The organism is Leptothoe sp. ISB3NOV94-8A (assembly GCF_043421595.1).
GTDB classification, from domain to species: domain Bacteria; phylum Cyanobacteriota; class Cyanobacteriia; order Phormidesmidales; family Phormidesmidaceae; genus Leptothoe; species Leptothoe turfae.
The window spans coordinates 6,489,038-6,512,401 of sequence record NZ_JAXSQW010000001.1; the positions used below are offsets into that span (position 1 = coordinate 6,489,038).

Here is a 23,364-nt window from a genome sequence, read left to right on the forward strand (position 1 = left end):
CATTACAAACCATGAGTATCACCACGCTTCAGCGCCCTGCCGAGGCCAAATTCGCAGCACCTAATTTTCTGCCAACGGCTTATTTTCGCAATCAGTTTGTCCCCTTTGACCAAGCTCAAATTTCTATCGCCACCCATGCACTCCACTATGGCACCGCTGTTCTCGGCGGCATTCGCGGTTTCATCATTGACGGAGAAGCGTTGATTTTTCGTCTTGAGGCCCACTGTCAGCGCCTGAGCAACAGCGCTAAATTTATGGGCTACCACCTTTCCCGAGATGCACTTCAAGCAACACTCATTGAATTTGTACAACGCAATCAGCCTGCTACAGCCTTCTATCTCAGGCCGTTGATTTACACGTCTGGGCTGGGTGTCGCTCCTCGATTTCACCAAGTCGAAAAAGATTTACTAATCTATGGTGTACCCATGGGGGATTACCTCGCTCGCAATGGTGTACGCTGTCGCATTAGCTCTTGGGCACGGCAAGAAGATCGTAGCCAGCCCCTCCGAGGTAAAACCACCGCCGCTTATATTGCCTCAGCCCTCGCCAAAACAGAAGCCGTAGAATCCGGCTTTGACGAAGCCATCCTGATGAACTCCCAAGGTAAGGTCAGCGAAGCGTCTGCCATGAATCTATTTCTGGTGAGAAATGGCCAGCTGATTACCCCAAGCTTTGACCAAGACATTTTAGAAGGCATCACCCGCGACAGCATTCTTACCATTGCCGAGAATTTAGACATACCAGTCATAGAGCGGCCTGTTGATAAATCTGAGCTTTTTATTGCTGACGAGATTTTTCTCTCAGGAACTGCTGCTCAAGTTACACCTGTTTTGAGTATTGAGAATTATGATCTTCCCTCAATGCAGCCCATAACCCATCAGCTTCGGGAAAGTCTTCAATCCATAATGCTCGGGAAAGAGCCGCACTACAATAGTTGGCTCACAAGAGTAAACGTTTAAATTTGGCGCAACACTCAGGTACGCTGCTCAAATCAGCAGTGATCAAAGAGGGAGACAACAGACTAATAGTAGGATAAAGATTCTGCTGTTTGCTTGCTCTTATGCTCACGAATATTCTGATCATTTTGGCGTTAATCATTGCCAATGGCGTGTTTGCCATGTCTGAGCTGGCCATTGTATCAGCTCGCAAGGTGCGCCTAGAGCAAGCTGCTCGCAACGGTGATCGTCGTGCCCAGGCGGCCCTCAAGTTATCTAAACGTCCCGATAACTTTTTCTCTACGGTGCAAGTGGGCATCACCCTGATCAGCATTGTCAGTGGTGCCTTTGGAGGCCAGGCCCTGTCAGCCCCTATGGCCGCCTTGATTAGCAAGATTCCTGGTTTGGGGACCTATGCCAATACCCTGGCTTTTCCGCTGGTGGTTGCTATTATCACCTATCTATCACTGATTTTAGGGGAGCTAGTGCCCAAACAAGTGGCGCTGACCATGCCCGAGGCCATTGCAAAAGTCATTGCTCGGCCCATGGCGACCCTCTCAAAACTAGCCGCTCCCATTGTTGCCCTGCTTAGCTTTTCAACCAACCTGGTGGTGCGCCTCCTGAATATTCAACCCGACCGTGGCCCCAGTGTCACGGAAGCAGAAATTCGGGCCTTTATTCAACAAGGGACTGAGGAAGGCACGTTAGAGGTAGCTGAACGGGAAATCATGGAACGGGCGATTCGACTTGGAGACCGCCAAGTTACCTCTATCATGACGCCACGCCCTGAAATCATGTGGCTAGATTTAGAAGATACTGCCACAGAAAATCAACGCAAGATTATTGCCAGTCGCTATCGTCGTCTACCCGTATGCCAGGGTAGTTTAGACAATATTCTCGGTCTGGTCAGTGTTAACTCCCTATTAAATCGAGCCCTGAACCAAAATCCTTTAGATTTAACCGTAGATCTGGAACAGCCCCTGGTGATTCCAGAAATATCGCGATCGCTACCCCTACTCGAGCAGTTCAAACGTTCGCGTGTGCACACCGCTCTTGTGGTTGATGAATATGGCGTCATTCAGGGATTAGTCACCCTGTGGGATATTCTGGAAGCCCTCGTGGGAGATGCGCCATCTCTGGACGAACCTGGCGATCAGCCGCGCCAACGGGAAGATGGATCCTGGCTACTCGACGGCATGATGAATATTGAGGATGTCTATTACTGTCTTGAATTAGGAGACTTTTCTGATAAAACAGTTAGCTACTATACCCTGGGGGGCCTAGTGATTCACCAACTTGGGCGCATTCCCACAGCAACCGATCGCTTTGATTGGAATGGATTCGTCGTAGAAGTGATGGACATGGACAGTAATCGGGTGGATAAGGTACTAATCACACCCAAACGTAATCCCTGCGAAGATGAAGGATGACGGCACCATCTCTCCAACCCTAATCCATAGATTCTATGGATTAGGGTTGGAAAACCTGACGTCCTCAGCCGACCTTAGCTTCTGCAATGTTCTGTTCTGTTTCTCCTAAAAGGCGTTTGATTTTGGCCAATAACTCACCAAATCGAAACGGCTTATGCAGACAGTCATCGGCTCCCAGCTCAATCGCTCGAGCGCAGTCGGACTCTCCAAGGGCTGTAATAATCACAACCGGTGGAGACTGATTCATTTTGCGTAAATTCATTAATACATCAAATCCATCGAGCTCAGGCAAACCCAAATCTAAAACGATCAGGTCGAAAGACTCAGAAAGAGCTATATCCAGAGCCTGGCGACCATTAAACGCTGATTCAGGCTGGTGATGCTGTCTCCTAAGTCCCTTTTCTAAGAATGTGACGATTCGAGGTTCATCATCCACAAGTAAAATCTTGGCCATATTCAGAATTTAATATTCGTTCACACTGTGCTACTGTTCAGCATGCTAGACGATATTAAAATCTCGATGATACAGCGATGAGAGCTTATTCATGTTTCAAACGGTAGCCTAACCCTCTAATGGTCTCAATGAAGTGGCGGCCCAGTTTTTTGCGTAAATAGCCAATATACACATCAACAATATTGGAGCCTGGATCATAGTCGTATCCCCAGACGTGATCCAATAGTTGTTCTCGACTTAAGATTTGACCAGGATGGCGCAGAAACGTTTCAGCAAGAATAAATTCTCGAGCTGACAATTTAATCGAGCGTCCTGCTACACGTACTTCGCGAGAATGCAAATTTAGTTCAACCTCTCGGAATCTTAGGATGTAAGTATTAGATGTGTCGATGTGGGTCTGTTGGAGATGGGCATTGCGTAGACGAGCTTGGATCCGCATTAGCAATTCTTCAAACCGAAATGGCTTGGTCAAATAATCGTCAGCACCCCGTTCAAACCCAGCGACTTTATCGTTAATTTCATGACGAGCAGAAAGAATAATAATTGGCACGGAGATACCTTGCCCTCGAAACTCATCCAGCACAATTAGACCATCTTTATTCGGCAACCCTAAGTCGAGGATGATCAGGTCAAACTGTTGGTGGAGGGCAAGTGCGATCGCATCGTCCCCATTATCTATAATGGTTGGGGTATAGCCATTTGCCCGCAGCCCTTTCTCCAGGAAAGATGCCACGCGGGGAGAGTCTTCGATAATCAAAATACGGCTCATAGCAGTTATAGGGCAAGGTTGAGAAAGAGAAAACATTGGCAATAAGACCCCAATTGCTACAAAACCGTATCTTAAATAAGCTAGAAATATCTCTTAAATAAGCTGGAAACATCCTAGTTCGCTTCTAAAATCAATCGATTATGGTGAGGTTGAACAGGTCGAGCAGTTTCACCTAAAACAGCGATAAATTGCTCTAGCTGGGTAATAGAAAGAGTAATCGGATCTCTCATAATAATCCACGTAACACTTTCACTGTAGGGTGGCTCTGTCCAAGAACCTGAATAACGGTAGTAAGCCCTTAGGTTGTCAGGTAATAATTGAGCAGCATCAATCGCTACATTGTCAAAAGTCTTTTTGAGCCCTGGTGTGGCAGGCATATGGTCCCAGATACTTTGCATCACAGGATTACCTTCCCCAACTTCAACGAATACTCCTACAATTACAACGTGCTCACCATAGCGGTGCACAAGTTGAACTTCCATCGCATAGGGCATACCAGCGACAACATGTTCGCTCGGAGCCTGGAAATGCACTTCCTCTAACGTATACAGCTGTTCATCCAGGGTCAGCGTACTACCAAATCGATAATTAACCTGAATAGTATTACCATTGTGCACAACTGTCAGAGGAACAGAATGATAATCGTACTGTAACGGAGTTAAATCCACTTGAATGGTGGTTTGGAGTTCAATGGGAGACTGTCGTTGCTTGTCAGGACATGGCCTGATTGCTATCCCTTTATATGATGAGTAATAAGATCTCTGATTAATAAGAGTGCCAGCAATAAAAGCGCCAACAATTCCCAAAATTATTAAAAAAGACTTCATCCAGTGATGACACAGTAAATGCTTAGCTGATAGCCACGACATAGATAGAAAGCTCCATATAAAGTACCTCTCTCAAGAGAGACGACAGCGAGGAGCCATCCTAAAACTATTGATTAAAACCATCTTGTCCGTTGAAAACGGACAAGACTATTTATAAAGGTTATGGGGTGGAGAAAAATGATTCACAGCCAACTTGAATAAACAGCTCCCATAGCAGCCATGCTGCATGTGCTCCATTACTATGGCTTAGACATGATGATTTGTAATACTATCTATTGACCGTTTCTATGGTTCCAGTGGATAGTCTGCCAGATATCCACCTGGCTATCCGCAGATGGCACAGGCTTAAATCAGACCTTCACGAACGGCTTTGGCGGCAGCTTGCACTCGGTCATCAACACTGAGTTTATTCAAAATAGTACGCACATACGCCTTAATGGTGCCTAAGGATAGGTAAAGCTGATCGGCAATCTCTTGATTTGAACAACCTTCACTAATCAGTTGCAAAACCTCACGCTCGCGATCCGTAAGCATCGAAGGTGCTTTATCTTGAGCGGGAACCGGGGCTGTCGTTGATTTCAACATTGAAGAAAGCTTGTGGGCAATCTGCGGCGCTAAATAGGTGCCGCCGCCCTGGATCAACCGTAACACTGCTATTAACTGCTGCCATTCAATACTTTTGAGACAATAGCCATCTGCCCCCGCTGCCAGCATACCCACGACCTGGCTATCTTTACCGAAAGCACTCAATGCCAGTACTCGACTCTCCGATTCTGTTGCTTTAATGGCTTGAGTTGCTGAAATACCATCCAGAATAGGCATTTCAATATCCATTAAAATAATATCAGGCTGTAGTTGAGCTGCTAGCTCAATAGCCTGCTGACCGTTTTCAGCCTCGCCGACCACTTCAAAGTCATCTTCTAAGCGAAACTGTCCCGATAAGCCACGCCGCATTAGGGCATGATCTTCTACCAAAAGAACACGAATAGGAGCAGTTGCCATAGTTACCTCGAAACGTCAACCAGACTCCAAGCTGGGGACATCACATGTAAGGGCATTCATCGGTAGCATAAACCAAAAGGTAGCCCCCTTACCTGGAATACTCTCTACCCAAATTTTACCGCCATGGGCCTCGATAATTTGCCGACAGAGGTAGAGGCCCAGACCAGCTCGTCCTTGACGGCCTGCAACTTGAGAAAACCGATAAAACAACAAGCCGATCTCTTCCTCCTTAAGACCTGGTCCCTGATCACGTACGGCTACATACACACTTAAATCATGCCGCGATGTCACTGCAATTGAAACCGGCTTCCCTGGCTTACTCAGCCGTACAGCATTATCGACTAGGTTTTGCAAAACCCTTTGAATTTCGATGGCATCACCGTACACGACCGGAATCTTAGACGCGATGTTGACCTCTAATACACATTTCCCTTCCGAGCTATTTTGCTCCCAAACAATCACCCGATTACAAATTTTATCCCAGTTCAAAGGTTCACAGTTAAGTAGCTGACTACCCCCCGCTTCATAGCGACTAATATCTAGCAGTGCCTCCACTAGCTTAATCAAGTTATCGTTAGCTTCACGATAGTCTTCTAACAAATCTTTGAGCAAATTACTCACTGGACCGAATGCCCCTCCAACAATAGCGTTGAGGGTACCACGGTTAGCCAACAAAGGAGTCCGTAAATCGTGGGATAGTGTACCGATTAAATCTTCTAGCTGTTGATTGCGTTGTTGAATCCGTTCTTGCCGTACGCTGATCCCCTCAGCCATACCATTCAGCGTAGTTGCCAGGTCTCCCATCGGATCTTCTGACACATGCTGAATTCTCCTATCCAATTGACCATGCCGCCAGTTATCCCCGACCCTTATAAGTTGTCTTAAAGGTGTGAGAATACGACGGCGTAGCAGAATTAAGTTCAGTGCACTGCCAACAACAATTAGCACAATGGCAGTACCACTGAGGCCTAAGCCCCAAACATTTAAGCGATTTAGACGGTTTAGTCGCTGATTCTGTGCTTCTAGGATAGACTTCTCATACTCTAGAATGCGATTGACTGCTTCCCTCAGAGTATCTAATGAACTTTCCTCCGCTAAGCTATTTCGATCAAATGAGCCATCGACAACCGGCTGTGCAAATTTTCGTAGCCACTGATTATGAAAGGTTTCAATCAGCGATAGAGTACCCTGCTGAGATGGATCCTGAGCTAAAAGGGTTGAAAGAGTTGCCAAACTTGATTCAAACTGTTGACGTCCAGCTTGATACTGTTGTAAGTAATCCTCATTTTCGCTAAGCAAATATCCACGCAGGGCCACTTTTTCTTCTAAGGCAGATCTCAGTAGGCGCTCGCTTTCACGCTTGATTTCAACGGTCTTAGTAATCTCTTGGGAGGTCCGTTGTCTGGCAACACTCACGGCTACACTCAGCACTTCCTGAGCTAATAGCAGGACAACTAACACCGTAAAGCTGGCATAAAACGGTGCAAATAAGCGCTTTCTGAGAAAAGATAAGTCCAATGGCTCAGTTCGTTAAGGATTCAGTATTAGTCATCCAACTTTGCCAGTATATGAGGTTATATGGTCTTCTAGTCATCTTTATCAAGGCAGTATATGTTTCTGACATCAAGGCGATTCAATGCAAACGATTCAAATCATGAGAGCAATCTCATGATGATCTTAATGCTTTCTTAGATGCAATGGGTCTAATAAAAGTTAGGCTCAGCGGCTTATTTTGGATAGTAGTCGCTGTCGAAGCAACCAGCGCATCTGCCCCCATAGCCAGCTTTGCGCTGGTTTTATTCCACACAGAGCATTGTCAACATAGGTGGTACTCCTTAGCCGTCGAGATGCTTTGCTCAAAAACTCTTGATAGGCCCTACGCACATCCCACAACGGCTCGCTAGACTATTAGACAAGCGCTTTGTGGGGGCCTATGGCAATAGTAAAACGGCGCGATCTTGACTATGTGGTGATTACCCTGCTCATGGGTAGCAGCATCTACGTTTTTATCACCGGACTCATCGCCGATACAATGGGGCTGCATCACTTTGGCTTTCACAGTCAGGTGGGGTATTTGTGGGTCACCCTAGCCACAATTCATCTCATCCAAACCTGGACTCGGGTTAAAGCCTTTATGCGCAATCGATTGCGAGATCGCCCTCAAGAACCTTCCCTAACCAAAGTTCACCCTAAATCAGCAGCCACAGGCCAATCAACAGCCACAGGCCAATCAACAGCCACAGGCCAATCAACAGAGGCCCCACCTCTTCCCCCTAAACAAGTCGTCTTACCAAACAGCGGACGCCGTAATCTTCTTTTGTTTATTTTGGCCATCGCCACTGGCATTGGCTTTGAGCGTTTTATTTCCCCTTCAGAACCCGGTGGCCTCTCTGATGTCAATTCTGATGTCAATCAGGATATAGGGCAGCTTTACCATAGGTGGAGTCAGCCTGGATATGGGGAAGCCATTGCCACTATTTTCAATTGGGGACAAGCGCCACCGCTGTACAAGACTTACCCAGATGCCCAGCAAATTGAACTGCCCCAATTTCCCCTCTCAGAGGAATCATCACCTACTACGCTGAATCTAGCGACAACTTTAACCACTCGGAGATCGCGCCGTAACTACAACCCCCAGAGCCAGATATCGCTAGATACACTTGCCCAATTGTTATATCTAGCTCAAGGCATCACCTGGGATGAGCGAGAGTTTCGGACAGTGCCCTCTTCTGGAGCGCTGTATCCTTTAGAAATTTATCCGATTGTCCACCGCGTCGAAGGATTAGATCCAGGACTTTATCACCATGCTGTGGAGCATCATCGGTTAGAATTCGTACAATCTGGAGACCTCCGTCAGCCACTTATCAGAGCAGGCCTAAACCAGGAGTTTCTGGGCGAAGCACAGGTTTGTTTTGTGATCTCAGGCATTTTCCAACGCACTCGCTGGAAATATCACGAACGCACCTATCGCTATGTCCTAATGGAAGCCGGACATCTAGGTCAAAATTTATATTTAGCCGCTACAGCCTTGGGGCTTGGTGTTTGCGGTGTTGGTGCTTTCTTCGACGATGCACTCAATGAATTATTAGGTATCGATGGTATAGAAGAAGCAGCCTTATACTTAGTGACTGTAGGAAATATTGCATAACCGCTGCATGGATGCTGTTAAACAGTGCTACTCTCTGATTGTTTAAGGCAACTGATGATTATCTGACAGCAATAAGTCGACAGCCTTGGACATACTGTCCAGGGGTTACCCCTAGCATTTTTTTGAAGTGTCGATGCAGATGACTTTGATCGGCAAAGCCAGTCGCTAGAGCTGCTTCAGCAATGGGATGTCCTTCAGCTAGAAGGGTTTTAGCCTGATGAACACGCACATGATTGAGGTAAGCATGGGGAGGTAAGCCAACCTGTTTCCTAAATGCTCTCAGCAAACGAAATGGGCTTAAGTTTGTCAGCCTAGCTAATTCGTCCAGTGAAATATTACGGGTGTAGTGACAGTGAAGATACTCTCGGACCTGTTGAACAGAATAATTTTCTTTGCCAACAGATTTTATCTGGGGACGATTGCTGGCATATCCATGCACTAGCTGCGTTAAGCCCCATAAAAAACGAGATTCTTTTTCTAAGGATGAGGGAGATGTTTCGAGCGTGCGATGGAGATTAACTAACTTTTGATTAAGGCACTTATCTTGGATAACAGGAGATGAAAAGTAGGGAATTGCCCCTGAACATTCACTCAACTCTTTGGCAGCCTGCTGTAGCCAATCGATAGCTGGCAAAAGCGTTCGATAGGTCCACCCTGTCTCTAAGACCGCATGCCCCGTATGCATTTCACCAGGGTGAGTAATCACCACACTCCCAGGGGGCGCAATATGACTGGCACCACGATAGTCAAACTCCATTGCGCCTGACTCGACAATGGCGATGCCAAATCCCTCATGGGCATGACGCGAGAAAGCGTATGTCACATACGTGGCATGGAGCATTTCTAAACCACGCAACGCCGGATCACGCCAAAACTTAACACGTTCTTTAGGGGCTGCTCGACGACTCATTGATAGATACACACACATTTAAAGACTCAGTGTAGCGATAAGATCTATCAAGCAACCTGCTTATTGTAGATTTGCTTCGACCATTAAATACCCATAGGAAGACCTGGCTTATCGAGACATGGGACCTGGTAAAAGGTGAAAGGGGTTGAAATTTGTATGGCGATCGTAAAAGTCTTCGTTTTCTTGGTGTTTTAGCCAGCCGGTTAATACATAGGTGATGGGGGTAAAGAGAATTTCTACACCGCACTTAAAGATGTAGTTGGACACAACTAGAGTCACCATCAGGCTGGGAGGAAATAGGCCCCAGAATGCGATCGCAATAAATAATCCTGTATCCAACACCTGGCCCACCAACGTAGACGAAATCGTTCGCATCCATAGCTGGCGACCTTTGGTCGCCAACTTCAACTTGGCTAAAATAAACGAATTGGAAAACTCACCAACGACATAGGCAATCAGGCTAGCCATAACGATCCTTGGCGTCAGCCCCAGGATCTGATCATAGGCCTCTTGGTGGGGCCAATCTGTAGCAGCAGGTAGCGCCCCCACCACCATAAAGGTGACAGACATAACCAGTGCAGCCATAAATCCCGTCCAGATCACCTTACGAGACCGGGCGTAACCGTAAACTTCAGTCAGGATATCCCCAAAAATGTAGCTGAGGGGGAATAGTAATGTGCCACCATCAAAGGTAAAGAGGCCAAAATCGACAATTTTGGTCGACGCCACATTAGAAATCAACAGTACTGTGACAAACAGAGCTGTAATGGTGTCTAAGTGTTTAAAGCCGCGTATCTGGTTCGCTGTTTTCGTCATTGAGCCCAAGTCGTGTTCTGGATAACCCACCAGTTAAGGATACTAGGCGATACCATGACCTTATGGCCAGTACTTAAACATAGATCACGATGTCGGCATTGATTTGGGAAAAGCTGGACTGTAAAAACCAGCCCATCGGTGGCTTAGGTGCTTGGAGAGCCAAGGTGCCAGGCGGTTGGTTGGTGGCCATTCGCTGTGGTGGTGGCGAGGGTAGCGGCATCACCTTTTATCCAGATCCTAACCATGAATGGGATGGCGGTTCTCTTGATTCTTAGGGTATGGGCATTTTAATTTCAGCTGTCCTGCCCATCGCACTGGTGGCATTGGTGGGTGTTTGGGTGGGGCGTATGTTTACGCTAGAGCGGCAAACCTTAGCACGGTTGAGCATTTATGCATTAGTGCCAGCGCTCGTACTGCACAGCTTAGCTAAAACAACATTGGAGTTAGGCAATGCGATCGCAATCCTCATCGCCTTTGTTCTCCACACCACCGTACTCTATCTACTTGCTGTCACCCTGGGTAAAGTACTCAAGTTCTCATCTGATGAGAAAAAGAGTTTAATCGCCACAACAATCTTTGCCAATGTGGGCAACATGGGCCTTCCTTTTGTTTTATTCTCCCTAGGAGAAGCCGGACTCGAACGAGCCATTGTTTACCTGGTGGGCTCTAGCCTGATGACTGCCAGTGTCTTCCCTATAGTGCTCAAAGGAGAGGGAATTCTTAAAGGCTTACGCTATACCGCGTGTTTACCGGTTTTGTGGGCTGCGATCGCAGGGCTTATTTTACAAGGCACAAGTACCGTGCTGCCCATATCGATCGATCGAGGTGTCACCCTTTTAAGTGAAGGCGCGATCCCAGTTGCTCTATTAATGCTAGGCATTCAGCTGTCGGAAACGCCGTTTGTATTTGGCCGTTACGAGCTCATGGGGGCAGGACTACGATTAATCGTGTCGCCACTGATAGCAGTTAACATTGCTAACCTGGTGGGGCTCACTGGCATTGATCGCCAAGTTGTTATCTTGCAAGCCGCTATGCCTGTGGCAGTGAATTCGTTAATCTGGGTGATCGAACTGGGCGGAGACACAGTGCGAGTTGCCAGGACCATTGTCGTGTCCACATTACTCAGCCTAGGCACACTCCCTATCGTGCTGTGGCTAAGTAACCGGTGATGTGGAGGTATTCAACATTTCTTTTGCTGTCACACAATCTTTGAAAATTTGTTCTTTCAAGGCATCTAGAGAGCCGAACTTCTGTTCAGGTCGAATAAAGCTTTCTAAACTAACTGTCAGAGTCTCTCCGTACAAATCCCCTTCCCAATCAAATATATGTACCTCGACACTCAAATCCTGGCCTGCAACCGTAGGGCGATTACCGATGTTCATGACACCCAGCAAAGGTTTCTGATTTGGTAGAATGCCAAACACCTTAACGCTATAAACGCCCTGGCAAGGAACAAATTTATCGCTTGGCAACTTGAGGTTAGCGGTTGGAAATCCAATGGTACGTCCCAATTGATTCCCTAAGGTCACTTGCCCGCTGAGGGCATAGGGTCGCCCCAGTAGATGATTAGCTTTGGTTAGTTCACCATCCGCCAGAGCTTGCCGAATGCGGGAGCTGCTGATGCGCCCTTCGGTGTCATTGTGGAGTGGAACAATGGTGACTGGAATATGGTGACGGGTTGCGATCGAATACAGCAACTCAGCATTCCCGCCGCGCCCTTTACCAAAGTGAAAGTCGCTCCCCACACTAATATGCGTCGCCTGCAAATCCTGAATCAGGATCTTTTCCACAAACATCGCCGCATCCAAGTTAGCCAATGCCGCATCAAACGGCAGCAGCACGAGTTGATCTACTCCTAAACAGGCCAACTGGCGACTTTTTTCTTCCAGCGGCGTCAGTAATGAGCGCGACTGACCGGAAAAATACTCTTTGGGATGGGGAAAAAACGTAACTACCGACGCCCACTCAGCAAAGCCAGATTTCGATGATTCAGAAACAGACGCTACGCCAGGCAAATCACTATAGCCAGAGGCCGCAGCGGCCTGCAAACACATATCGTCAGCTAAGACCAAAGAGGGCAGACCGCCCTTATGGGTTAAAACAGGTTCAATAACATGCTGGTGACCGAGATGGACACCATCAAAGTTACCGAGGGCAATTTTAGTCGGCTTTTTAGCCGATGTAGGAGATGAAGTAATCCACACGCTTTACATTTTTACATAAAAATCTGAGCATAGCGCGGAATTGCGTCAACATGACTACCTCAGAAGTTTTATGAGGCGTTGCAAATCCTCGGTATGATGTCATTGCTCAAGCTCAGATTAATGAGCGACGTGATCGATTAACGCATCCTCTAGATCAGCAACGGCCTTTATTGAAGCGAGTCTACTGGCTCAGTCATCGCCTGAACAAAGTCGCTATAGGGACTTACCATCTGAATGTCTGCCACATCCACTATCGTCATCCCAGCGATCATCAGAGCCGCTATCCAAAAAAACAGATCAAGTTCCTGCAAAACTTTACCCATGAATTGTATTAATCCATCAAAATTACATTGTCGATGACATGAATAATGCCGTTGCTGGCTTCGATATCAGCCGCAATCACCGAGGCATTTTTCACTTCTAGGGGATTCTGGCTACGAATAGGAATGGGCGAACCTTCCACTGATGTCAGTTGGGAGAACTCACGGATACGGGCACTATCCCAACGACCAGAAACCACGTGATAGCAGAGAATTCGGCCTAATTGAGGAGGATTCTGCACCAGATTATTCACAGTATTGGGAGGTAGTTTTGCAAAGGCATCATCATTGGGTGCAAACACCGTAAATGGCCCTTCAGATTGCAATGTTTCCACCAAGCCTGCTGCCTTAACAGCCGCCACTAAGGTTTCAAAACCAGGATTTTCAAGCGCGATATCGACAATCGTTGCCATGATTAAAGCAAAATTCAGAGGACATAAACTTCAACGTGGGCTTTTGCCACTACGCGGCAAGACACACACACTTAGCGGTAATTTGCAGTCTGAATATCTCGCAGACGTGCTTCTGGGCGTATGAGCCGATCCATTTGAGCTTCAAAAAATTCGCGGTTGGCCATCAGATGCTTTGGGTTTGGATCATCTAGTGGATAGTACAACGCCGCTCGTAATGCTTGAATCACCGCTGATGTCACGTTATACATTGAGCGCTGAAAGGTAATGCCTAGCTGAATCAGCTGATCGTCTTCACCACGACAATGTTGTTGGTAATAGTCCTGCAGATAGGGCGGTAAAAAGTGCAGCATATCTTGCATTAACAGTGTTGGTGGAATACCTGCACTACCCACCGGAAACACATCGGCATAGAGAATGCCATAGTGAAATTCTGGCTGCTGGTCTGGCACTTGATGCACCTGGGCATCGTAGGATTTAGTGCCTCGAAATGGTGCTGTACGATAAAAGACGGCTTCCACATAAGGCAGGGCTGCCTCATAAAGCCAGGTAAATCCAGCTGATTTAGGAATGACTTCAAAGCACTCATCACCGACATACACATGGTGATAGATGGGACGACCAGCCACTGCAAAAATGCCATTTACTAAAAAGTTCATGGCATCGGGTACTCCCTTAAAGCCACCTTCATCATAGATGTCTGACATCTCGAAAAACACCGGGGCCATTACTTCCCAAAACAAGCCAAGGTTAGCGTAATAGGACATCTGTCGTACCTGCTCTAAGAACATGTCGGGGAAGAGCTTATAAAGCCCCAGCATGGCTGGATTACCTTTGAAATAGGCTTTAATTGCTTGATCTGCGGCGGCCTTATAGGGTTCGCTATAGAGATACGCGTTAAATTTGGGATTGAGATCCTCATGCCAAAACATTGCTCGCATGCAGGCTTCCGCAAACTCCATATTGACGCGGTCATGTCCTAGATGATGAAATAGCCGGGGCCACTTGCGCTTACCTTCTCCCTTAGCCATGAACTCCAGTAGCTCGGGATGGGCTTCCCCCACCCCTCGCCATATCCTTAAGGGTGACTGATCACCTGCATAGGTGTTCTGACGGTCCAGATACTCTTGAGAAATGAAATATTTGAAAAATGGCAGGGGCTGTAGAAAAACTCGTTCGCCAATGTACAACAGATCTCGCCAATAAAAATCCATCGGTACCGCATAGGCTTTGTAGATACCGATAATCTGCATGAGATTTTCTGGGGTATCGGGCAACATGGAGCCGCCAGCTTCGAGCCGATGAATAACCTCAGCATAGGGATGGGTAGACAGGGGAATCGTTGTAGTGGTGTTTACCATGATTTTTACGAAAACAAGTATACGGAAGTCAAGAAAGACCGCTAAGTCAGCAATATCGATGGCTGATTAAGATGCAGCATCGTCTGAAAAAAGACTGCCAATGCTCCAGTGTTGAATGGGTGCGATCGCAATGGAGTTCACTGCTATCGGCTCACTCCAACGCATCAACAAGTTTGGTTGTACACCCAGTACCACAATCAATACAGCCAGTAACAAAGCTGGCGCTTTTTCATTGAAGGAGACTTTTGGAAAGTACGCTCGCTGGTTATCTAAACGACCAAAACATGTGCGATTAAGTAAAATCACAAAGTAAACTGCCGTTAGTCCCGTGCCAACAATGCCGATGAGAGTTTGAACCGGAAACACTCGATAGCTACCCTGGAAGACAGCAAATTCCGCTGCAAAGTTAACCAATCCAGGGATGCCGGCACTTGCCATCGCCCCCAACAGCAGCGTTGCACTAACAAACGGTAACCCTCTCACAGGGTTCATCAAACCGTTCAGCTTGTCTAAATCTCGACTACCAACCTTGGCTTCGATCACACCCACCAAGTTAAACAGAATGGCTAACACTAAACCGTGGGCAATCATGTGGGCAATGCAGCCCGATATGCTCAGACTGTTACCGGCTGCACTCCCCAAAAGCACATAGCCCATATGGCTAACAGAGCTATAGGCCACCATGCGTTTGATATCTTGTTGCACAATCGCCAAAAAAGCACAGTAGATAATGGTGACTGCAGCCCAGACCGCTAGCCAGGGAGCAATGACGGCCCATCCCTTAGGCAACAAACTGAGGCCAAACCGCAACAGGCCATAGGTCCCCAGTTTGGCTAACACACCACCTAATATGATGGCCACAGGGGTAGACGCTGCTACATACGTATCTGGCAACCAGGTATGCAGCGGCACCATGGGAACCTTAATGCCAAAGCCAATCGCCATAGGAATTAAGAGAATCACCTGGAGCCGCACCGATAAATCAGTATCGGTTAGCGCAGCGTAGCTAAAGTTATCAGCCCCACCCAACCACAACAAACCAAAGCCACTAACCAATACAAATGCACCGGAAATCGCTGTGTAAATCAGAAATTTAGTGGCTGCATAACTACGTTTCTCACCACCCCAAATATTGATCAATAAATATAGAGGGATTAGACAGGCTTCATAGAAGAGGAAGAAGAGGAGAAAGTTTTGTGCTAGGAATGCTCCTGAAATAATGCCACTGGTAATTAGCGTCAAGCCATGGAACAGTCGAGGACGTTCAAGGTCAGGGCGAGCACTGTAGATAGCGATCCATGTCAACAGAGTATTTAGAGCAATCATCAATAGCCCTAACCCATCTAAACCCAAATCATAGTTCAGCCCCAAGACTGGCAACCAGTCTAGAGACTCCACCATCTGAAACTCACTAACACTGAGATTAAACTGACTGAACAACCATATCGTCCAGAGCAACGTCACCCCTGAACCCAGTAGGGCTAATGGTTTGGCCTTCTCAGGTGGGAAAAATAGTAATGCTATGGCCCCTAGCAGTGGAAGCACCATTAACAGAGTTAACATCATGACTTGAATGGGTTAAGACAACAGGCAGAACAAGATTGAAAATCTGAGACTAAAATGCTGCAGTGAGCTGACCGAGATTTTTCATGGTGCTCAACGTCATAACAATACCTAGGAGCACAATGCACACAGTAATGGTGAGCACATACAGCTGAGACCGGCCAGGGTTGCTATATTTCAGGGTTTCCCCGCTCAGTAGCGATAGGGCACCTACCAGGTTGACCAACCCATCAATGATGTAGCGCTCTACCCAATCAAAAACGCTAGCAATGCTGGCCACGGGCCAAATTAAAAGATTTTTGTAGAGACCGGGGGTATAGAAGTCATAGGCAAACAAATTTGTCATCCACTGTGGCACGTAGTCAGCAGGCAGTTTCTCTCGCTGAATGCCATAAAAGACAAAACCTAGGCCCAAGCCCAGCATCGTGGACCAAATTAGTAGCAAACCGGTCTCACCGATGGCAGTTTGCATAATCGGCAATAGCTTGAGGGTCTGCAACATGATGGGCACATGCAGCGTAAGTGCCGCCATGATTGCCATTGGCAACACTATTGCCCAAAGCGGTTCAGGGGCGCGGGTGCTCATGGCCTTGGGTTGACCTACGAAGATCAGACAAAACATCCGCACCAAACTAAAGGCACACAGACCATTAATGGCAAGCACGATAGCAAAGGGCAGAATCTGACCGTCGTACCACAGACCAGTTTCTAGAAAACGCATCGCCCAAAACCCGCCAAATGGAGGCAGTCCTAAGATGCCTAGGGCCCCAAAAATAAAGGACAACGCCGTGACCGGACGCCGTGACCAGAGACCTCCTAGCAGGGTCAAGTCCTGGGTGACGCAGGTAAACACAATGGATCCTGTACTGGCAATTAAGGCTGCGATCGCAACCGAAAACGTCATCAGTAAAAAGTACGCTACACCAACCTGAGAAGTCCCTACAGCAATCAGTATCAGCCCCATAAAGGCGCTTGTCAGGTAAGACAGAACGCGTTTCGTATCAATCTGGGCAATGGAGATCAGCGCTCCCCCAATGGCCGTAATCGTGCCAATGGCAACCGCCACAGTATCCACAACCGGAGATAGTGCCAAAACCGGTGTGAGCTTAATTAAGACCCACGCTCCCACCGGAATAACCACAGAGTTACGCAAAATTGTTGTTGGTAGTGGCCCCTCCATGGCAGAGTCAAGCCAAAGATGCAGCGGAAACTGAGCACACTTACTAATCGGCCCAGCCAGCAATGCCAATCCCACCAATGTGGCCGTTAATCCCTCAATCGGTTGATCGCTAGACCACTGAGCCAACTCCGAATAACTCCAGGTACCAGCCAGCGGATACAGAGCAATTAACCCCATCAGTAGAATCAAATCCCCTACCCGCTTAGTCAAAAAGGCATCCCGTGCCCCTGTAACCACCCGAGGCTGATTAAACCAAAAGCCCACAATCAGGTAAGTTCCCAGGGTTAAAATCTCTAGCATCATGTAGCTAAAGAACACCGAATCACACAGCAGTAGCGCTGTCATCCCTGCCTCAAACAGGGCTAACAGGCTATACAAACGCGCCCAGCCCCAATCCATTTCCATGTAGCCAATGGCATAAATCTGCGCTAGCAGGTTCAGAGTTGTTACTACCACCACGGCAACTAAATTGAGGGTAGATAGCTCAAACGGCAGCTCAATTGACAGATCTGCCACCTGCATCCAGCCGATGGACAAGCGTAAGGGTTCCTGACCCCAGACAGCACTCAACGCTAGCAAGGCATGAACTAAAGCCAATACTGTCGTAGCAAGATTCAAGTACCCAGCAGGCCGTGGCCCCGTTCGTCGGACTGACATCCACGGTATCGTCAGCAAGATACCGAGCAATGAGTAAAAAGGGATTAGCCATCCCGCGCGCAAGCAAACCTCAGCCATGGAGTAATTTCAAGAAGCAACTGATTAGGGATTTAACTTTAAAATCCGAGGCATGCAGCTTGGGTAGGAAAATCTTGACCAGAGTATCCCTAGCTCTAGTCAGGGAGCTTTTCACACCCATAAGCCAACCAGAAGATCATTTAATAAAATCTATCTGTGCCTTAGAACGATTTACTTAAATCTATCGATATTTTAAGTTTAATTACCCACACCCAAAAACGCCAGACCTTGAATAGAGTATTTTTAATGTGACTGTTTAGGTGGATTTATCTAAATCAATGAATTGATAGCTCTTCAATATCATTGAGGTTAATCGGCAGCGGTGACGTCCCTAACCGCTGACAGCGCATTTGAAACGGACAATGGGTGCAACGGTCCAAAATATCAGTCTTGGGGAATTCTCCACGTTGCCGTAGTAAAGACAGCCGCTCAGTCAATTGCAATAGTGTTGCTCTAGTTTGCTCATGCTGCTGCAGGCTGTAGGTAAATCGATAGTCGCTAGGGGGTAAATCATCGCCTTGCTCATTCCGATTGCGGACAAACCAGTAGACCATAGTTACCTGGTCAGGCCTTAACCCACTGGTCTCAGTTAATACATACAGATACAAGCGAGTTTGCCAATTCTGAGCCAGACGCATTCTTGAGGGTGGCTTGAGATAGGTTTTCCAATCCACAATTAGCCCTGATTGCTCAGTTAAGACGACCAGGTCGTAAATCACTGTAAATATGTAGCCATTCAATGCCAGGGTACGCTGATGCTCACTTTGGCGCAGCTGTTCATCAGGGTCAGGTTGAAACAGGTGGGGGTCTAACCCTCGCAGTGCCTCAATCTTGGCCGTCATATCTGCGTTAGCCGCTGCCATCACATCGATGGGTAGCCCCAGGGCCTGCTGTTGCATCAGCAGGTGAAATTGATTCCCCCACAGGGCTGCATCCTGTCCATCCGGTGTGGGCGGTACCGCTAAAGATTGGTCGAAGATAAACTGAAATCGCCGTGGACAGCTATCTAATAGGGTGAGATGGGCCTGGGATAGCGATAGAACAGACAGCGCCATAGTATTTAAGCCTTTCTCAACACAAAGACGCTGCCCTGATTACCCCGTCCAATACGCATGGTCTGATCTAAATAGGTAACCTCTAACCAACCCGGTTCTCTGTTGGAACTTACCGTAAAGTCAATGCCCTTAAAAAAGTTAAACTTATCGGTTTGCTGCATCGCCTCAATAAACTGGCTAGGGCTCTGATAGCCGAGGGTCGATTGCAAACCGAAAATTGCTCGGTCAAAGCGTACATTGACGCGTTTCTCAGAGACCGGTTCAAATGTCGCTGTCACAGATACCAGCCCACCTAATACCGACCTGATTTCCGCCAGATTATAGATACGCATCTGCTCGATCTGCACCCATTGATAAATGTTGCCGAGGGCTAGCAGCGGAAAGCGATCAATGCCGAGTAATTCTGTGCTGGTGGTATAGAGCAATTGCCAATTGCCATTGAGCAAATCTATTGCTGATAAAGGATTTGAGGTGGGATTACTAGCCTCTAAACGGGCAACCTTTTTGAGGATGTCTGCTTTTTGCTCAGGGTCATCTGCCAGCAGTCCACGGTTTGTGGGTGCGATCGCGTCTAACAGGTCAGTTTTCTCAAGCATTGTCATAGATGGTGACAGATAGATTAGATGCCAACAGACACCTAACCATACTGTGCCTATTTCAAAGGACTAGCAAATTATTGTTGTCAGGGACTTGACATGAGCATCCTTTCATACTTTATTGGCATGGCATGGTAAGAAATGCTTAATATTCAGCTGAAGACCATCACAAACAATGATGAGTGCTCAGGTACTGTATATTTTGATGCAGAGTTTCAGGATCTCTGTGTAGAAAAAAGTAGGTTAAACGGTACGGTAAATCAGCGTATACTCAGTCTTCTGATCTTTGGGGCTTCTGCTCTTTGGGCTCAGATGAGTTAGCTATAGTTGTTTACCCCCAGTCTAGTCTCAACCACAAACGCGTATGACTAAATACAATCCCTCCGTACGACAAATTCCTCGCCAGCAACACGCAGTCGTCATTCCCGAGCGCGGTGACTCCTCCATTCTGCGTTGGCTAGAAAACACAGGGCGTCTGATTCCCCGTGAGACCGAAGCCGTTCGTGAAGAAGCTGATAGCGAAGAAATCTCTGACCTCATGGGCAGTGATGATGCTAGCTTCGATGATTCGGATGACAATTCCGATAGTGATGAACCCGACGGGGATTAAACATCCTCTACAAGCAAGGCTGTGCAGAGCTAAGTATATTGACTTAGTAAGTTTGTAGCCTGTATTCCTAGACTTTTAGCAGCATTCACTGGAAAATCTAGGTAGTGAGGCCTTTTTGTATTTTTAGCACTCCTTATCTACAGACGATTCTGTACGGAAAGTGAGGCTAAACGCTTGAAGTGTGTGGTGTGTGAAGGACGTGAATTGTGGATGCTAAATTCTTTACCTCTAGGGCAACGGCCCTAACGGGTACAGGCCTTTCGGTACTTTTGATGGGTACCCTGTCATGTTTAGCAGCGGGATTAGATATATGGGCAGGTCGTGACTGGTTAGCTCAATCCAGTCTGCTAATGCCATTTCTATTATCCGCTGTGGGTTCAGCTTTACTTGGCTACGGTGTAGTGCCAATGCTAAAGCACCTCAAGGCAGGGCAATTTATTCGGGAAGAAGGCCCTAAAGCGCATTTAAAAAAGGCTGGAACTCCCACCATGGGAGGTATCTTTTTTGTCCCTGTGGCAATTCTGGTAGCAGCTATTGCGTCGGGTGGCGCTGTCAATACATTGGCGGTTTGTGCCTTGACCCTGGCCTATGGTTCTATTGGTTGGCTTGACGATTGGCAAGTGCTAAGACGTCGTTCCAATAAGGGCATTTCCCCCAAGATGAAGCTGGCATTGCAAATTGGATTTGCCATTGCCTTTTGTGCTTGGGCCATGACTAGTCAGCCCGCTGAAATTACTGAACTGGACTTGCCTTTTGGTATCCTGCTGCCCCTGGGATTACTTTTCTGGCCATTGGCTGGGTTCACCATGGTGGCTGAGAGTAATGCGACTAACCTGACAGATGGTGTGGATGGTCTCATGGGTGGCACTGGTGCGATCGCGCTATTAGGGTTTGGTGCCCTGATTGCTCCCAACTATCCAGAGCTAATGATCTTCTGTGCCGCCATGAGTGGAGCCTGTGTTGGTTTTCTCACCCACAATCGTAACCCTGCCAGAGTGTTTATGGGCGATACCGGTTCCCTAGCATTAGGCGGTTCCCTGGCCGCAGTCGGCATCTTGAGCGGTCACTTGTTTGCGCTGTTTATTATCACCCTGCTATTTGTGGCTGAAACCCTTTCAGTCATTATGCAGGTGAGCTATTACAAGGCCACTAAAGGACCCGACGGTAAAGGCAAGCGTCTCTTTAAGATGGCTCCCTTACATCATCATTTTGAGCTATCCGGTTGGTCCGAAATTCAGGTCGTTAGCGTGTTCTACATGATAGCGGGTCTGCTATCGTGCGTAGCACTGACCACACTGTATTAAGTCTTCTCGATAACGGACAGGTAAGCACTACGGTGCGATGTACTTGTCCACTTTTACCGTTTTAATTTCATACAGCGTTTGAAGCAGCGGTCTCTGTGCCGCTGTTTTATTGTCGTGGGGTGCAAGCCACTAGCATCACCACAAATCACCTTGATCCAACCGAAAATTCTTGCCACACTACTCCTACGGCAGATGCCAAATACTTTTTCAGGGACTCAGTCCCGACATTGCTAACTCAGCATCGGTTATCTTTTCTACCCCTCCGCCTTATTCCAACTATGGCCTCTCCCATCCTCTCCCTGCTGCCCAACAACCTGGACCTAATCCAAGACCCTACCCAGGTCGCTAAACTCTCCAAGGATTATTATCATTTCAGCCCTGTGCTGACGGCCCAGTTAGAAAACAAAGTGGCTGACCTGGTAGTGCGACCTTCCACGGAAGCAGAGGTAATTCAAGTGGCTAAGGCTTGTGTTGCCACCAAGACACCGCTAACAGTCAGAGGCGCAGGCACAGGTAACTACGGTCAGTGCATCCCCCTTAAAGGCGGCGTAATTTTAGATCTGAGTAAGCTCAATCAAGTGAAATGGGTAAAGCCGGGGCTGGCTTGTGTAGAAGCTGGAGCCAAACTAGCGGCTATTGATAAAATCACCCGTGGGCAGGGCTGGGAACTTCGCATGGTTCCCTCCACCTACCGCACCGCTACCATTGGTGGCTTTATTGGTGGTGGCAGTGGCGGCATTGGTTCCATCACCTATGGTCAGCTGGCCGATCGCGGTAACCTCCATGCGGTCCGTGTGGTCACCATGGAAGACGAACCCCGCATACTTGAACTGCGCGGTGACGAGGTGCAAAAAGTAAATCACGCCTACGGCACCAATGGCATTATCACCGAGCTGGAAATTCCGTTAGGCCCAGCCTATCCCTGGGCAGAGGTGATTGTCACCTTCGATAATTTTATGGACGCTGCTCGCTTTGGGTATACCCTGGGCGAAGCCGACGGCATTATTAAAAAGCTGATCAGCATTCATGCCTGGCCCATACCCAGTTATTTTGCAGCGCTACAGGATGCCCTACCTGAAGGTAAAGCAGCCGCTCTATTGATGATCTCAGAATTGTCCCTAGAGCCTTTTAATGAATTGGTCAAAACAGCCGGCGGCAAAATCACCTATCAAAAAACTGCAGAGGACGCCAAGAAAGGGGCTGCCCTGGCAGAATTCACCTGGAACCACACCACACTCCATGCTCGGAATGTGGATGACAGCCTCACCTATTTACAGACGCTGTTTCCCTACGACACAAATATGAAGCTGATTGAGCACATGTATCAGCACTTTGGCGATGAAGCGATGATGCATTTAGAGTTCTTTCGGGTACATGGACAGGTCTGCCCAGCTGCACTACAGCTAGTGCGCTACACCAACGAAGCGCGCCTCAATGAGATTATTCGCTATCACGAGGAGCAGGGAGCCTTTATTGCCAACCCTCACACCTACATTTTGGAAGATGGAGGCCGTAAGCAGATCAACGAAACCCAGGTGGCATTTAAGGCTCAAATTGATCCCTATGGCTTATTAAACCCTGGCAAGATGCGTGGCTGGTTAGAACGACTTTAATATTAGCGTGTAGTCAAGCTTCTGCTGCAATGCCCTGAATAAAATCAAAACCCTAAGCATGAGCGGACGGATTTAATAATCAGCAGGTGATACAGCAAAAATATTGACCGCCGCTCAGTTTC

General features: G+C 47.6%; 23 protein-coding genes. 8 read left to right on the top strand and 15 right to left on the bottom strand.

Annotation, left to right across the window (positions count from 1 at the left end):
* Positions 1-11 precede the first annotated feature (11 nt).
* Together SPB21_RS27865 and SPB21_RS27870 are read left to right on the top strand one after the other, a co-directional pair.
* A complete protein-coding gene (locus tag SPB21_RS27865; RefSeq protein ID WP_499868295.1) occupies positions 12-959 on the top strand; it encodes a branched-chain amino acid transaminase in 948 nt (315 codons plus the stop codon).
* Positions 960-1,060: 101 nt separating this feature from the next.
* Positions 1,061-2,365, top strand: a complete 1,305-nt coding sequence (locus tag SPB21_RS27870; protein ID WP_499868297.1) for a hemolysin family protein — start codon at positions 1,061-1,063, stop codon at positions 2,363-2,365.
* A 64-nt stretch (positions 2,366-2,429) separates the two neighbouring features.
* On the opposite strand, the gene SPB21_RS27875 is transcribed toward SPB21_RS27870, so the two are convergent.
* The 5 genes from SPB21_RS27875 to SPB21_RS27895 form a co-directional block, all read right to left on the bottom strand.
* A complete protein-coding gene (locus SPB21_RS27875; protein ID WP_163663458.1) occupies positions 2,430-2,819 on the bottom strand; it encodes a response regulator transcription factor in 390 nt (129 codons plus the stop codon).
* Between the two features lie 85 nt (positions 2,820-2,904).
* The gene (locus tag SPB21_RS27880) at positions 2,905-3,588 is read right to left on the bottom strand and encodes a response regulator transcription factor (protein WP_163698711.1); all 684 of its coding nucleotides are present in this window, start codon (positions 3,586-3,588) and stop codon (positions 2,905-2,907) included.
* A 113-nt stretch (positions 3,589-3,701) separates the two neighbouring features.
* A complete protein-coding gene (locus tag SPB21_RS27885; RefSeq protein ID WP_163698709.1) occupies positions 3,702-4,457 on the bottom strand; it encodes a carbonic anhydrase family protein in 756 nt (251 codons plus the stop codon).
* 303 nt (positions 4,458-4,760) lie between these two features.
* A complete protein-coding gene (locus tag SPB21_RS27890; RefSeq protein WP_163663452.1) occupies positions 4,761-5,417 on the bottom strand; it encodes a response regulator in 657 nt (218 codons plus the stop codon).
* A 15-nt stretch (positions 5,418-5,432) separates the two neighbouring features.
* The gene (locus SPB21_RS27895; protein ID WP_163663450.1) at positions 5,433-6,935 is read right to left on the bottom strand and encodes a sensor histidine kinase; all 1,503 of its coding nucleotides are present in this window, start codon (positions 6,933-6,935) and stop codon (positions 5,433-5,435) included.
* 415 nt (positions 6,936-7,350) lie between these two features.
* Here SPB21_RS27895 and SPB21_RS27900 point away from each other — a divergent pair, with 415 nt between their 5' ends.
* Complete coding sequence (locus tag SPB21_RS27900; RefSeq protein ID WP_499868298.1) at positions 7,351-8,565, top strand: SagB/ThcOx family dehydrogenase; 1,215 nt, start codon at positions 7,351-7,353, stop codon at positions 8,563-8,565.
* A gap of 58 nt (positions 8,566-8,623) precedes the next feature.
* Here SPB21_RS27900 and SPB21_RS27905 read toward each other — a convergent pair whose 3' ends face one another.
* Together SPB21_RS27905 and SPB21_RS27910 are read right to left on the bottom strand one after the other, a co-directional pair.
* Positions 8,624-9,475 carry an AraC family transcriptional regulator gene (locus SPB21_RS27905; protein WP_163698705.1) on the bottom strand — a complete coding sequence of 284 codons (852 nt, stop codon included), beginning with the start codon at positions 9,473-9,475 and terminating at the stop codon, positions 8,624-8,626.
* Between the two features lie 108 nt (positions 9,476-9,583).
* The gene (locus tag SPB21_RS27910) at positions 9,584-10,291 is read right to left on the bottom strand and encodes a queuosine precursor transporter (RefSeq protein WP_499868300.1); all 708 of its coding nucleotides are present in this window, start codon (positions 10,289-10,291) and stop codon (positions 9,584-9,586) included.
* A gap of 89 nt (positions 10,292-10,380) precedes the next feature.
* Here SPB21_RS27910 and SPB21_RS27915 point away from each other — a divergent pair, with 89 nt between their 5' ends.
* Together SPB21_RS27915 and SPB21_RS27920 are read left to right on the top strand one after the other, a co-directional pair.
* Positions 10,381-10,566, top strand: coding sequence for a hypothetical protein (locus SPB21_RS27915; RefSeq protein WP_499868301.1), 186 nt, complete (start codon positions 10,381-10,383; stop codon positions 10,564-10,566).
* Positions 10,567-10,569: 3 nt separating this feature from the next.
* Positions 10,570-11,460: an AEC family transporter gene (locus tag SPB21_RS27920; protein ID WP_163663442.1), complete on the top strand. Its 891-nt coding sequence runs from the start codon at positions 10,570-10,572 to the stop codon at positions 11,458-11,460.
* On the opposite strand, the gene SPB21_RS27925 is transcribed toward SPB21_RS27920, so the two are convergent.
* The 8 genes from SPB21_RS27925 to SPB21_RS27960 all read right to left on the bottom strand — a co-directional run bounded on the left by SPB21_RS27925 (position 11,446) and on the right by SPB21_RS27960 (position 19,715).
* Positions 11,446-12,495, bottom strand: a complete 1,050-nt coding sequence (locus SPB21_RS27925) for a bifunctional riboflavin kinase/FAD synthetase (RefSeq protein WP_499868303.1) — start codon at positions 12,493-12,495, stop codon at positions 11,446-11,448. The genes SPB21_RS27920 and SPB21_RS27925 overlap by 15 nt on opposite strands.
* A gap of 167 nt (positions 12,496-12,662) precedes the next feature.
* Positions 12,663-12,818, bottom strand: a complete 156-nt coding sequence (locus tag SPB21_RS27930) for a hypothetical protein (RefSeq protein WP_163663438.1) — start codon at positions 12,816-12,818, stop codon at positions 12,663-12,665.
* An 8-nt stretch (positions 12,819-12,826) separates the two neighbouring features.
* A complete protein-coding gene (locus SPB21_RS27935) occupies positions 12,827-13,228 on the bottom strand; it encodes a fasciclin domain-containing protein (RefSeq protein ID WP_499868305.1) in 402 nt (133 codons plus the stop codon).
* A 71-nt stretch (positions 13,229-13,299) separates the two neighbouring features.
* Positions 13,300-14,586: a CO2 hydration protein gene (locus tag SPB21_RS27940; RefSeq protein WP_499868307.1), complete on the bottom strand. Its 1,287-nt coding sequence runs from the start codon at positions 14,584-14,586 to the stop codon at positions 13,300-13,302.
* Between the two features lie 66 nt (positions 14,587-14,652).
* Entirely contained in the window at positions 14,653-16,149 is a 1,497-nt protein-coding gene (locus SPB21_RS27945) for an NADH-quinone oxidoreductase subunit M (protein ID WP_250565303.1), read from the bottom strand.
* A 52-nt stretch (positions 16,150-16,201) separates the two neighbouring features.
* Complete coding sequence (locus SPB21_RS27950; protein WP_499868309.1) at positions 16,202-18,064, bottom strand: NAD(P)H-quinone oxidoreductase subunit F; 1,863 nt, start codon at positions 18,062-18,064, stop codon at positions 16,202-16,204.
* A gap of 275 nt (positions 18,065-18,339) precedes the next feature.
* Positions 18,340-19,119: a PD-(D/E)XK nuclease family protein gene (locus tag SPB21_RS27955; protein WP_499868311.1), complete on the bottom strand. Its 780-nt coding sequence runs from the start codon at positions 19,117-19,119 to the stop codon at positions 18,340-18,342.
* Positions 19,120-19,124: 5 nt separating this feature from the next.
* Positions 19,125-19,715: a PAP/fibrillin family protein gene (locus SPB21_RS27960; RefSeq protein ID WP_499868755.1), complete on the bottom strand. Its 591-nt coding sequence runs from the start codon at positions 19,713-19,715 to the stop codon at positions 19,125-19,127.
* Between the two features lie 364 nt (positions 19,716-20,079).
* Between SPB21_RS27960 and SPB21_RS27965 the strand changes: the two genes are divergently transcribed.
* The 3 genes from SPB21_RS27965 to SPB21_RS27975 all read left to right on the top strand — a co-directional run bounded on the left by SPB21_RS27965 (position 20,080) and on the right by SPB21_RS27975 (position 23,242).
* Complete coding sequence (locus SPB21_RS27965) at positions 20,080-20,325, top strand: DUF3134 domain-containing protein (protein WP_163663426.1); 246 nt, start codon at positions 20,080-20,082, stop codon at positions 20,323-20,325.
* A gap of 206 nt (positions 20,326-20,531) precedes the next feature.
* Positions 20,532-21,629, top strand: coding sequence for a phospho-N-acetylmuramoyl-pentapeptide-transferase (gene mraY / locus SPB21_RS27970; protein WP_163663424.1), 1,098 nt, complete (start codon positions 20,532-20,534; stop codon positions 21,627-21,629).
* Positions 21,630-21,907: 278 nt separating this feature from the next.
* Positions 21,908-23,242, top strand: coding sequence for an FAD-binding oxidoreductase (locus SPB21_RS27975; protein WP_499868313.1), 1,335 nt, complete (start codon positions 21,908-21,910; stop codon positions 23,240-23,242).
* Positions 23,243-23,364: the final 122 nt, after the last annotated feature.

Coding starts and splice junctions, on each gene's coding strand:
- SPB21_RS27890 (WP_163663452.1), bottom strand. CDS start 5,417: ATGGCAACTGCTCCTATTCGTGTTCTTTTGGTAGAAGATCATGCCCTA.
- SPB21_RS27875 (WP_163663458.1), bottom strand. CDS start 2,819: ATGGCCAAGATTTTACTTGTGGATGATGAACCTCGAATCGTCACATTC.
- SPB21_RS27945 (WP_250565303.1), bottom strand. CDS start 16,149: ATGTTAACTCTGTTAATGGTGCTTCCACTGCTAGGGGCCATAGCATTA.
- SPB21_RS27865 (WP_499868295.1), top strand. CDS start 12: ATGAGTATCACCACGCTTCAGCGCCCTGCCGAGGCCAAATTCGCAGCA.
- SPB21_RS27935 (WP_499868305.1), bottom strand. CDS start 13,228: ATGGCAACGATTGTCGATATCGCGCTTGAAAATCCTGGTTTTGAAACC.
- SPB21_RS27955 (WP_499868311.1), bottom strand. CDS start 19,119: ATGGCGCTGTCTGTTCTATCGCTATCCCAGGCCCATCTCACCCTATTA.
- SPB21_RS27930 (WP_163663438.1), bottom strand. CDS start 12,818: ATGGGTAAAGTTTTGCAGGAACTTGATCTGTTTTTTTGGATAGCGGCT.
- SPB21_RS27900 (WP_499868298.1), top strand. CDS start 7,351: ATGGCAATAGTAAAACGGCGCGATCTTGACTATGTGGTGATTACCCTG.
- SPB21_RS27870 (WP_499868297.1), top strand. CDS start 1,061: ATGCTCACGAATATTCTGATCATTTTGGCGTTAATCATTGCCAATGGC.
- SPB21_RS27975 (WP_499868313.1), top strand. CDS start 21,908: ATGGCCTCTCCCATCCTCTCCCTGCTGCCCAACAACCTGGACCTAATC.
- SPB21_RS27920 (WP_163663442.1), top strand. CDS start 10,570: ATGGGCATTTTAATTTCAGCTGTCCTGCCCATCGCACTGGTGGCATTG.
- SPB21_RS27905 (WP_163698705.1), bottom strand. CDS start 9,475: ATGAGTCGTCGAGCAGCCCCTAAAGAACGTGTTAAGTTTTGGCGTGAT.
- SPB21_RS27915 (WP_499868301.1), top strand. CDS start 10,381: ATGTCGGCATTGATTTGGGAAAAGCTGGACTGTAAAAACCAGCCCATC.
- SPB21_RS27950 (WP_499868309.1), bottom strand. CDS start 18,064: ATGGCTGAGGTTTGCTTGCGCGCGGGATGGCTAATCCCTTTTTACTCA.
- SPB21_RS27910 (WP_499868300.1), bottom strand. CDS start 10,291: ATGACGAAAACAGCGAACCAGATACGCGGCTTTAAACACTTAGACACC.
- SPB21_RS27885 (WP_163698709.1), bottom strand. CDS start 4,457: ATGTCGTGGCTATCAGCTAAGCATTTACTGTGTCATCACTGGATGAAG.
- SPB21_RS27880 (WP_163698711.1), bottom strand. CDS start 3,588: ATGAGCCGTATTTTGATTATCGAAGACTCTCCCCGCGTGGCATCTTTC.
- SPB21_RS27965 (WP_163663426.1), top strand. CDS start 20,080: ATGACTAAATACAATCCCTCCGTACGACAAATTCCTCGCCAGCAACAC.
- SPB21_RS27940 (WP_499868307.1), bottom strand. CDS start 14,586: ATGGTAAACACCACTACAACGATTCCCCTGTCTACCCATCCCTATGCT.
- SPB21_RS27960 (WP_499868755.1), bottom strand. CDS start 19,715: ATGCTTGAGAAAACTGACCTGTTAGACGCGATCGCACCCACAAACCGT.